This is a genomic window from Faecalibacterium longum (assembly GCF_040094125.1).
In the GTDB taxonomy this organism is placed as follows: Bacteria; Bacillota; Clostridia; order Oscillospirales; family Ruminococcaceae; genus Faecalibacterium; species Faecalibacterium longum.
On the sequence record NZ_JBBNIH010000169.1, the window covers coordinates 1 to 10,085 of the forward strand.

Below are 10,085 nucleotides of genomic sequence, written 5' to 3' on the forward strand. Positions count from 1 at the left end.
TGTTCTCTCAGAAAGACCGTCTGTGGGATGGCTTCTGCATGAAATTCCTGCAGGGTCTGTACATCGCCCTCTGGTCGTTGCTGTTGGTGATTCCGGGAATCGTGAAAACATATAGCTATGCGATGACACCTTACATCATGTCCGAGCATCCTTCGTTGACTGCAAATGAAGCGATCACAGAATCCCGGCGGATTATGGACGGCAACAAATGGCGGCTGTTCTGTCTGGATTTCAGCTTCATTGGCTGGGAACTGCTCTGTTCGTTGCCACTGTATGCCGGGGGTTTTCTGGTTCTCAAATATTTCACCGGTTCAGAGGCTATGGCGATTTCTCTTTTTCTTCTGCTGACAATTCCATTGAGCATTGGCTTCTTTTTTGTACGCCCCTATGAGGAAGCTGCATGGGCCACTTTCTACCGTGATATTACCGCAGCACCTACCGAACCGGATGAAGCATACTGACTTTTATACTATTTCTCAGATGTGACCGGATTTTCGAGGTGATCTGCGTATGGAGAAGAAACCTGACCGTTCCGAAATAATTACAATGACCCTCTTGTTTGCTTTAACGCTGGTGCTTACGGTATTAAAAGTGACGAGAGTGCTTTCATTGCCTTGGTTGTGGGTACTGGGTCCGCTTTGGCTTGGTACATATCGATACCGCGCCTAGGGCTGCTTGCGCTGGGAGAACCTCAAACCCTGTAATCATCGTGCTTCCGTGATTGCTGCGCACTCCTATGGCGCATCCAAAAAGCGTTTTGCAAAAACGCGTAGCCTGCATCGGTACGATGCAGATCTGAAAGGGTTTGGGATTTCCCAACAAGCATTTTGCAACGCAAAATGGTCTTTGTATATACGAAGACACTGCTTGCTACGGCTATGAACGCTTTTTGAATTGCAAAATGATTTTTCGGTTGCTATACTGGATTTATCAAAATCTTTTTGGGAGGCTGCCGCAATGAGCGCACAGACAATGCTGATCGGGAACAGACCTTGCCGCATTTACGGCGAAGCTCATGCAGAATACCTACTGCTCCAAATGACCGGCGAACACGAGTTGCAAAGCATGGATGACGAAGTGGCTGCTATTGCACAAAGCGACCGAAAGTATCTGTTTGCAGCCATTCCAGTGGAAAGCTGGAATGATGCACTTTCTCCATGGAAGTCTCCTGCTGTGTGGGGAAAGCAAGGGTTTGGCGGCAATGCTGCGGACACCCTGCGCTTTCTGACGGAACAGGTCATTCCCACACTGGAGCAGCGGTATCCTCTCCCGAAAAACGTCAAAATCATTCTGGGTGGCTACTCGCTGGCCGGGCTGTTTGCTTTGTGGTCATCCACCCAGACTGATCTGTTTTATGGCATCGCCGCCGCCTCCCCCTCGGTGTGGTTCCCGGGTTGGATGGAGTTTGAACAGCAGCACCCGATGCAGGCACAGCACGTTTATCTGAGCCTTGGTGACAAGGAAGAGCGCACGAAAAACACCGTCATGGCTGCGGTGGGCGATGGCATCCGCGCCCTGCACAGCCGGCTTACAGCGCGTGGCGCAAACTGCACCCTTGAATGGAACAGCGGCGGGCATTTCAAAGACGCCGACCTGCGCACGGCGAAAGCATTTCGCTGGGCGATGGAGGAACACACATGACCATTTTGATTGATGCAGACGGCTGTCCGGTTGTGGACCTGACATTGTAGATTGCAAAGCAGTTTGATGTTCCTGTTATCCTGATCCTGTGGGTCATCAAAATGTTCTAAACCGTACAGGATCGGCACGGTTTTTCGGGACTGCAAAGGTCTAAAGTCCCCAAGCGTCCAACTTACAACAAAAATGAGACAGGCGACCCACCTTTCGGGAAGCCTGTCTCATTTTTCCGTTGGGGGCTATTTGCGTTGCTGAGAAACAGCCCAGTTTGGAAACTCAGTGATTGAAGGAGAACGAGGGATTACTTAAAGACTGATATCCTTGCCGCCATTGAGCTTGCTGAAAGCCAGCAGAGAAATGACGGTGAGGATGGTCATAATGGTGGACAATGCGGCTGCAGTGCCGTAGTTGCCGCGGATGACCTCGGTATAGATTGCTACCGTCAGGGTCTTGGTCTTGCCGGTATACAGGATGATGGCGGTGGACAGTTCACTGATCATGGTGACCCAGCTCAGGATGGCACCAGAGATGATGCCGGAGGCCATCATGGGAACCGTGATGCGGAAGAATGCCTTCATCTTGGAAGCGCCCAGCGAGATGGCAGCTTCCTCAATGCTCATGGGGATCTGCTGCAGGATAGCCACCGACGAGCGGATGGTATAGGGCAGACGCCGGATGATGAGTGCCACCACCATGATGAGCATGGTGCCGCTGATGAGGAGCGGGGGCTTATTGAAGCCGATGAGCAGTGCGATGCCAAGGACCGTGCCGGGCACGATGTAGGGGATCATCGAGAGGATGTCCACCACGTTGGTCAGGGCATTGCGGCGGCGCACCACCAGATAAGCGATGAGAACAGCCAGCAGCACGATGACGACCAGTGCCAACAGGGGGATGATGATGGTATTCTGAATGCTGCGACCCAGCTTGCCGATGGCGGTCTGGTAGCTCTGCAGCGAGTAGCCGTCCACAAAAATCTTACCCTGCGTGTTCTTGAACGAGGTGTAGATGACGTAGGCCTGCGGCATGATGGCGATGCCCACTACAAGGTAGACGACCAGATGCACCAGAGCGTTGATGCCCTTGCGGGCCTCCCGCTCCTCCACGGGGTGCATACTGTTCAGAGCGAAGGCGTTCTTGTTGGAAACGTACTTCTGGACGAGGAACACCAGCGTGGTGATGACGATAGCGATGACGGCGATAGCGGCTGCAAAGCCGTCGCTGCCGCCCACCTCGTTGATGAACTCAGTGTAAAGGACAACAGGGAAGGTACGGTAGCCCTCACCGATCAGCATCGGGGTGCCGAAGTCTGCAAAGGATCGCATGAACACCAGCAGAGCCGCAGCCAGCAGGGTGGGCATGATTAGGGGCACGACCACTTTGAAGAAGCAGGCAATGCCAGAGCATCCGAGGTTTTCAGCCGCCTCGATGAGGGAGTTGTCGATGTTCTTCAATGCACCCTTGGCGTAGAGGAACACCAGCGGGAACAGCTGGAGCGTCATGACCAGCACGATGCCGCCGAAGCCGTAGATGTCCGGGATGGCGATGCCGAGGTTTTTGAAGAAGGCGGTGATGATACCGCTGCGACCCAGCAGCAGAATCCATGAGTAGGCACCGATGAAGGGAGCCGACATAGATGCCACCACAATGAGGATATTCAGCACCGACTTGCCCTTGATCTTAAAGATCGTGAACAGGTATGCCAGTGGGGTGCCAATAGCGATGGAGAGCACCGTCGCTGTGATGGACACCTTGAAGCTGTTGATCAGGGTATCGAAATAGTAGCTCTTGGAAAAGAACTTCGTGAAATAAGCCAGCGTGAAGCTGCCGGTGTCGGGGTCCAGCACAGACTGGCGGATCAGGTATGCCATCGGGTAAAGCAGGAACAGTGCATAGAGTGCGATGGTCCCCAGCGTAATGGCTCCCCAGACATCAAGACGGAACTTATTATTGTTTTTCATAAGCGTCGCTCCTGATGAGATTGGTACCGCCGTCCTTGGTAAAGACGTTGATCTTCTCTTTCTTGACCTTCAGCAGCACCTTCTCGCCCTTCTTGAGACCCTCGCCAATGGAGGACTCCTCTACGATCTCCACCGAGTCGCCCTGATCGGTGTCAATGGTGTAGTGGGTGTTGAGACCGAGGTAGGTGCATTCCTGCACGGTTCCGTGGATGCCATCGGTGCCGTCCTTGCAGATAATGAACTCCTCCGGGCGGATGGAACAGCGCACATCCTGCTCGGCAGCCTTGTCCAGAGCGTCGATGTGCTCATGGTAGCCGTCGGCAAAGGTGATGATGCCGTCCTTGACGTGGGCATTCACGATGTTGGTGCGACCGATAAAGGTGGCAACGAAGACATTCTTCGGGCGCTGGTAGATGTCGCGGGGAGTGCCAACGTGCTGGATGACACCGTCCTTCATAACGGCGATACGGTCGCTGATGGCCATTGCCTCTTCCTGATCGTGGGTGACATACACGGTGGTGATGCCAACGCTTTTCTGGGTGTGGCGGATGACGCTGCGCATCTCGACACGGAGCTTTGCGTCCAGATTGGAAAGCGGCTCGTCCATCAGCAGCACATCCGGCGAGATAACCAGTGCGCGAGCCAGTGCGATACGCTGCTGCTGACCGCCGGAAAGCTGGTTGGGCATCCGGTCGGCATACTGCATGATCTGCATCAGGTTCAGAAACTCATCCGTCCGCTTCTTGATCTCGGCCTTGTCTACCTTGCGGTTTTTCAGACCGAATGCCACATTGTCCCGGACGGAGAGGTTCGGGAAGATGGCATAGTTCTGGAACACCATGCCGATGTTGCGCTTGCTGGGGTCCATATCGTTGATGCGCTTCTCGTTGAAGAAGATGTCGCCGCCCTCAATGGAGTTGAAGCCTGCGATCATACGGAGAAGAGTGGTCTTGCCGCAGCCGGAGGGACCCAGCAGGGTGAACAGCTCACCATCTCCGATCTCCAGATTCAGGTCCGGGATGACCGTATTATTCCCGTAGCGCTTTACTGCGTCTTTGACTGATATTCTGCTCATACTAGCCTCCTGCTGCCCTTTGAATTACTTGCTCTGCAGATCAGTGAAGATCTCAGTGTACTTGTCCACCAGCTCCGACTTGTGGGCGCTGACGTAGGGAATGTCCTCTTCGATGACATTGATGTCTGCCATCGGGGTCATGGCATCGTTGGTGGCAGCATCCTTCATAACAGGACGGTTGGTCAGGGTGCTGCCCCAGATGTTCTGGACTTCCTCACTCAGGATGAAGTCAATGAACAGCTTGGCATTGTCCATGTTCTTTGCGCCCTTGATGATGGTGGCGGAAGCAGGAAGGAAGACAGTACCTTCCTTCATGTAAACGATCTTGACAGGTGCGCCGTCCAGAACCAGCTGAGCACAGGGATCCTCATAGGACAGACCCACCACATACTCGCCATCGGCAACTCCCTTGTAAACGCCGCTGGAGCTTTCGCAGATCTTGCCGTCCACATTCTCAAACAGGTCGTGGACGTACTGCCATGCCTTATCGTCCTCGTAGCCGCCCATTGCAAGCAGCATATTGGTCAGGTGAGCGAAAGCGGAAGAGGAGTTGGCGGGGTCGGCAGTGGCGATTTTACCCTTCAGGGCCGGGTTCAGCAGATCTTCGTAGCCCTCGATCTTGATGTCACCGATGAGGTCGGTGTTGACGATGAGGACGCTGCCGTCCAGCACATTGCCGGTGATGAAGCCGCACTTGTTCTTGTAAGCATCGATGACGTTTGCATCATTGGCGGAAACATACGGCTCCCACAGGTCCTCGTTGGTGTACATCAGCGACCAGGAGCCGCCGAACAGGACATCTGCGTAGGGATCGTTCTTCTCGGACTGGATACGCTTGACCAGTTCGCCGGTGCCGGCCTGAATCAGCTCGACGTTGACGCCGTATTTCTCCTCAAACAGAGGAATGGTGGCGTTCAGCAGACCCTCAGAGTTGGGCGAGTAGATCACGAGGTCGCCGCCGCCCTGTGCAGCAGTACCAGAAGCGGCAGTGGAAGCAGCGGTAGAACCGGCAGAAGAGGTGCTGGCGGAGGAGCCGCCGCAAGCGCTCAGAGCAGCAGAAGCTGCGATAACACCGGTAGCCATCAGGAACGAACGACGAGAAATCTTTTTCATAGTAAAAACCTCCATTTTTTACTTGAAACTTTTCGATAGTCCCATTTTAATGCTTATAGCACAAAAATAATACTCAAATTGCAGAACAAATGGAAAAAATACCGAACAGCGGCTGTTCGGTATTTTTTCATAGACACTTATTTCAAGGTGTTCTGGTACTCCCGCACCGAGCAGCCTATGTATTTTTTGAAAACGTGGTTAAAATATTTGTACTCACCAATGCCGCACTCCCAGCCGATTTGGGAGATGGGCAGTTTTCCTTGCCGGATGAGTTCCAGAGCGTTCTGAATACGGCAGCGGTTGAGGTAGTCAATAACCGTTGTGCCAAGCTCTTTTTGAAACTTCTGGTTGATGTACCGTTCCGAGTAGTGGAACTGTTCCTGAAGGTCAGCAAGTGTTATCTTGCTCTGGTAATTCTCTTTCAGATAGGCTACGATGCGTAGCACCAGCGGGTCAGTGACCTTATCTTCGCTTAATGGCGGCAGAGCTGTCCGGCTGCGGACGGCCTCTGCCTCGTCCTCCCGCTGTTGGAGGTACTGGTTATCCCCCGCAAGGCGGACAGCCTTCTCCAGCGCAGTACGCATCTCGTCCATGTCGAGAGGCTTGAGCACATAATCCGATACGCCGTTCCGGATAGCCTGCTGGGCGTACTCGAACTCCGAGTAGCCTGTCAGGATGATGGCAATATAGTTGAATTTCTCCCGGGTGTCGGCGATCATCTCAAGACCGCTTTTTACCGGCATGGTAATGTCGGTAATGACAATGTCAGGCTGCAGTTCAGCGATCTTTTCTTCACCTACTGCCCCATTCTCTGCCTCGCCCACCACCGAGCAGCCGCACTCCTCCCACGGTACCGAGTAACGAATGCCCTTGCGGATGATCTCTTCATCTTCTACCAGTAGAACGCGATACATGGTTTACATTCCTCCCAGCCGGAGCTTGAGTTTCACAGTGAAGCCTTCGCCCTCGGTGCTGTCGATGGTCAGTCCGCTGTCCCCGCCGTAGCCCAGCCAGATGCGACGGTTGATGTTCTGCAGACCATTGTGCTCGATGTTCACTTCATCCGAGCGCAGGATGTCTCGCAGCTGTTCCAGCATTGTCTCGTCCACGCCTCCGCCGTTATCCTCTACCGTGAAATAGAGCGCATCCTCCCCCAGCCAGCCCCGTACTCTTATATGGATGCATGGCTTCTTCTGGAATCCATATTTGATGCTGTTTTCCAGCAAGGGCTGTAAAAGCAGCTTCGGGATGATGAACTCCATGCAGGCGTCGTCGATGTCAATCTCGTAGGAGAAATTCGCACCGAAGCGGGTGGACTGGATCACAAGGTAATCCTGCAGATATTTCAGATCATCTTTAACAGGGACATTGTGCTTTGTGTTGTTGATGCTGTAGCGCAGGATGCCGATAAACCGTCCAATCAGCTGCTGGGCTCGCTGGGGGTCTGTCGGGATAAGATAGCGGATATTGTCCAGCGTATTATAAATAAAGTGGGGATTGATCTGCGCCTGAAGATTCTGCATCTCCATCCGGTTGTTCACTTCGGCAAGAGCGATGTTGCGCTGGCTCAGCTCTTGAATGCTGCGAACCATCTTGTTGACCTGACGGGCGATCTCCTCGATCTCATCGCCGGTGTCGATCTCGATGATGTGATCAGGGTCCTCCTTGCGGATGATGCGGATCTCCCGCACGAGGGTGTCCACCGACTTTACCATCTGCTCAGTCATAGCGTGCATGATACGGGCGAACATTGCCGCCCAACTCAGTCCCAGCAGTACGATCAGGAGCAGACCCACGAAGAGATAACTGTAATTCGTGGGCGAGTAGATGAAGGAGTAAGCCAACACCGTGCCGTTTTCCAGCGAGCGGCTGCTGCGCAGATAGCGGTTCCCGTTCACTCGCACATACTGCGCCGCATCGGCGGGCAGATACTTGTTAGCGTTTTTCTGGGAGAGGAAGGAAGAGTTTGAACAGGTGATGACATCACCGTTGGATTTGGTGAGGATAGCATCGTACTGGTACTGGCTGAACAGTTTTGTCCAGTCGTTCTCATTCAGATAGACTGCCGCAGCACCCTGATATTCGCCATCCCGGTAGAGCGGATGGATCATAACGTATTCTGAGCTGTTGGCTCGGAAGTGGTAGACCGTGGTGTAGACGGTCCGCATAAGATGGCAGGCGTTGTCCACGGCGATGCCGTTAAATTCCTGCCGGTGGAGATTCATCTCTCCCTCCGAAAAGGTCGTGAACCGAACCTTTCCCTTGGAGTCGGTAAGGATGAGCTGTATCTCCACAAGAGCTGAGACGTTGTAATGGCTGATAAGATAACGCAGGTTGTCCTGATCATTCCGCAGCTCGGAGAGGAACAGCTCGGTGTGTCCAGAGTCCAGCAGAAAGGCTGACGTGTTATTGTACACCTCATGGAAGGTGGAGGCGACACTCTCCAGATGGTCTTCCCGCCGGGCGTTCTGGTTGAGAGCATTCACAGCAGCGATTGCAATGCAGAACAAAAGACATCCCAGCAGCAGGCTTGAGATCAGCTTACGGGAGACGCTCTGCTCCAGCTCCTGCTGAAAGCGGCTCTTTTTGTAGGTGCGATCGTGGTGACTATGATCCATACTTTTTTCGCTCCTGCTCTTCGACAAACTTTGCCATACTTCGATTATAATGCCTTGAATCAGATGAGTCAACGGGCGTGTTGCTGCCCTTTTTTATTGCATAACACAAAAAACTGCCCGGAACGACCTTCTCCTATCGTTCCGGGCAGTTTCATCATCACCCTCAACCGTAACGGTGATGGTTTTGCCCTGCTTGATGCCAAGGCCCATGACTGCCATGAAACAAAGAGACTGAGAAAAAGGCTGACCCTGCCGAAGCAAGCAGGTATGCACAGTGTGCACAGGATATTCTGAAAGCTCTCGTCTGCACAGGCGATGATGGAGGGGCTGGGCTATGGCAATGCGTCAGCATGATGCCATACGCCCCAAAGACAGGGGGGAATGGACGATGTTTCGACAAAAAAGAATGGACAGACGAATAAAATTCATCTATCCATTCGATTTGGCGGAGCATTGTCCACAGCACTCGAACCCAACACCTCTTCACGGGAGATGGTTTTGGAATCGTCCGTGAAGTTGAAATTGAGCACGACCCGGTCGTCAAAAACGTAGACCGAGTTGACAAAGGTATCAATGATCTGCCGCTGGTGCTCCGTGCTGCCCACGTCACCCTTGCGGAATTTTTCAAGCCAGAACCGAATCCACTCACGGGTCAGGACGGGCTTTTTCAGCTCTTCTTCCAGAATACTGGTGTTCAGGGCTTCTTTCCGGGCTTCCAGCTCGTCCAACCGCTGCTTGGTAGTCGGGGTCAGGATGCCCTGTTCAATGGCTTCCAGAAGGTTTGCGAGCCGTTTCTCCGTATCCCGGAGCTGCTCTTTCAGAACAGGCAGCCGGGTGTTCTCCTGCTGCTGGGCTTCCATGACCAAATCTATCAGCCGTTCGATGATTTCATCGCTGAAAATCACCTTAATGGCGGTATCCACCACGAACCGTTCCAGCGGCTCCTTGCGGATGGCTTTCAGGTCGCAGTGCGCCTTGCCGTGGCGTTTGGCGTTGCCGCACTTGTAATAATAGTAGGTGTTCCCCATGTGGCTGGTGCCGCTTTCGCCGCCCATCAGGGTGCCGCACTTGCCACAGAACAGCTTGGTGGTCAACAAATAGCTCACATCCTCTTTTGCAGGCCGACCATGGGCAATCCTGTTCTGCTCAAAACGCTGCTGCACCCGGTCAAACAGGTCCTGGTCAACAATGGCCGGAATGCCGCCCGGCGTCACAATGTCCTTGTAGCGGTATTCGCCGATGTAGCGGCGGTTGCGGAAGATCTGGAAGAAGCTGTTCTTCACGAACGGCTTCCCGGTGCGGGTACGCAGGCCGCGCTCGTTCAGGGAGGCGGCAATCTTCTCAGCCGGTTCGCCGTCGGCATACCGGGTGAAGATTTCCTGCACGATGGGAGCCGTCTCCGGGTCGATATGGTACAGCCTGTCCTCCTTGCCAATGGTGAAGCCCAGCGGCACCACACCGCCGTTGTACTTGCACTGGAGGGCGTTTTCGCGCTCACCGCGCGCCACTTTCAGGGCAAGCTCGGCGGAATAGTATTCCGCCATGCCAATCAGCATACTCTCCACCATAATGCCTTCAGGCCCCTGCGAGATGGGTTCCATGACAGACACCAGATGGACACCGTTCTTTTCCAGCTGGTACTTGTAGTTCACGGCATCGAATCGGTTCCGGGCAAAGCGG

At 53.7% G+C, this 10,085-nt stretch carries 9 protein-coding genes; 2 read left to right on the forward strand and 7 right to left on the reverse strand.

The genetic code is table 11. The features are described from left to right. Both AAAU26_RS12305 and AAAU26_RS12310 read left to right on the forward strand, forming a co-directional pair. Positions 1-461: DUF975 family protein (locus tag AAAU26_RS12305; RefSeq protein ID WP_349181080.1), on the forward strand; the 461-nt coding region annotated here is incomplete at its 5' end. Positions 462-972: 511 nt separating this feature from the next. Beyond that, entirely contained in the window at positions 973-1,641 is a 669-nt protein-coding gene (locus AAAU26_RS12310) for an alpha/beta hydrolase (RefSeq protein ID WP_227619539.1), read from the forward strand. 302 nt (positions 1,642-1,943) lie between these two features. Here the strand turns inward: AAAU26_RS12310 and AAAU26_RS12315 are convergent, their stop codons facing one another. The 7 genes from AAAU26_RS12315 to AAAU26_RS12340 all read right to left on the reverse strand — a co-directional run. Further along, entirely contained in the window at positions 1,944-3,599 is a 1,656-nt protein-coding gene (locus AAAU26_RS12315; protein ID WP_227619531.1) for an ABC transporter permease, read from the reverse strand. Next, the gene (locus AAAU26_RS12320; protein WP_149793923.1) at positions 3,586-4,674 is read right to left on the reverse strand and encodes an ABC transporter ATP-binding protein; all 1,089 of its coding nucleotides are present in this window, start codon (positions 4,672-4,674) and stop codon (positions 3,586-3,588) included. Before AAAU26_RS12320 ends, AAAU26_RS12315 begins: the two co-directional genes overlap by 14 nt. Positions 4,675-4,698: 24 nt before the next feature. Then, positions 4,699-5,787 carry an extracellular solute-binding protein gene (locus tag AAAU26_RS12325; RefSeq protein ID WP_158402073.1) on the reverse strand — a complete coding sequence of 363 codons (1,089 nt, stop codon included), beginning with the start codon at positions 5,785-5,787 and terminating at the stop codon, positions 4,699-4,701. 137 nt (positions 5,788-5,924) lie between these two features. After that, on the reverse strand, positions 5,925-6,701 hold the full coding sequence (locus AAAU26_RS12330; RefSeq protein WP_227619530.1) for a response regulator transcription factor: 777 nt from the start codon (positions 6,699-6,701) through the stop codon (positions 5,925-5,927). A 3-nt stretch (positions 6,702-6,704) separates the two neighbouring features. Then, positions 6,705-8,405, reverse strand: coding sequence for a sensor histidine kinase (locus AAAU26_RS12335; RefSeq protein ID WP_227619529.1), 1,701 nt, complete (start codon positions 8,403-8,405; stop codon positions 6,705-6,707). Positions 8,406-8,498: 93 nt separating this feature from the next. Beyond that, positions 8,499-8,624 (reverse strand): HPr family phosphocarrier protein, encoded by a 126-nt coding sequence (locus AAAU26_RS14560; protein WP_431834299.1) that lies wholly within the window; start codon positions 8,622-8,624, stop codon positions 8,499-8,501. Positions 8,625-8,830: 206 nt separating this feature from the next. Continuing rightward, positions 8,831-10,085 (reverse strand): recombinase family protein (locus AAAU26_RS12340; RefSeq protein ID WP_227619528.1); only part of this gene is annotated, 1,255 nt, incomplete at its 5' end.

Coding starts and splice junctions, on each gene's coding strand:
- AAAU26_RS12320 (WP_149793923.1), bottom strand. CDS start 4,674: ATGAGCAGAATATCAGTCAAAGACGCAGTAAAGCGCTACGGGAATAAT.
- AAAU26_RS12310 (WP_227619539.1), top strand. CDS start 973: ATGCTGATCGGGAACAGACCTTGCCGCATTTACGGCGAAGCTCATGCA.
- AAAU26_RS12325 (WP_158402073.1), bottom strand. CDS start 5,787: ATGAAAAAGATTTCTCGTCGTTCGTTCCTGATGGCTACCGGTGTTATC.
- AAAU26_RS12330 (WP_227619530.1), bottom strand. CDS start 6,701: ATGTATCGCGTTCTACTGGTAGAAGATGAAGAGATCATCCGCAAGGGC.
- AAAU26_RS12315 (WP_227619531.1), bottom strand. CDS start 3,599: ATGAAAAACAATAATAAGTTCCGTCTTGATGTCTGGGGAGCCATTACG.
- AAAU26_RS12335 (WP_227619529.1), bottom strand. CDS start 8,405: ATGGATCATAGTCACCACGATCGCACCTACAAAAAGAGCCGCTTTCAG.
- AAAU26_RS14560 (WP_431834299.1), bottom strand. CDS start 8,624: ATGGCAGTCATGGGCCTTGGCATCAAGCAGGGCAAAACCATCACCGTT.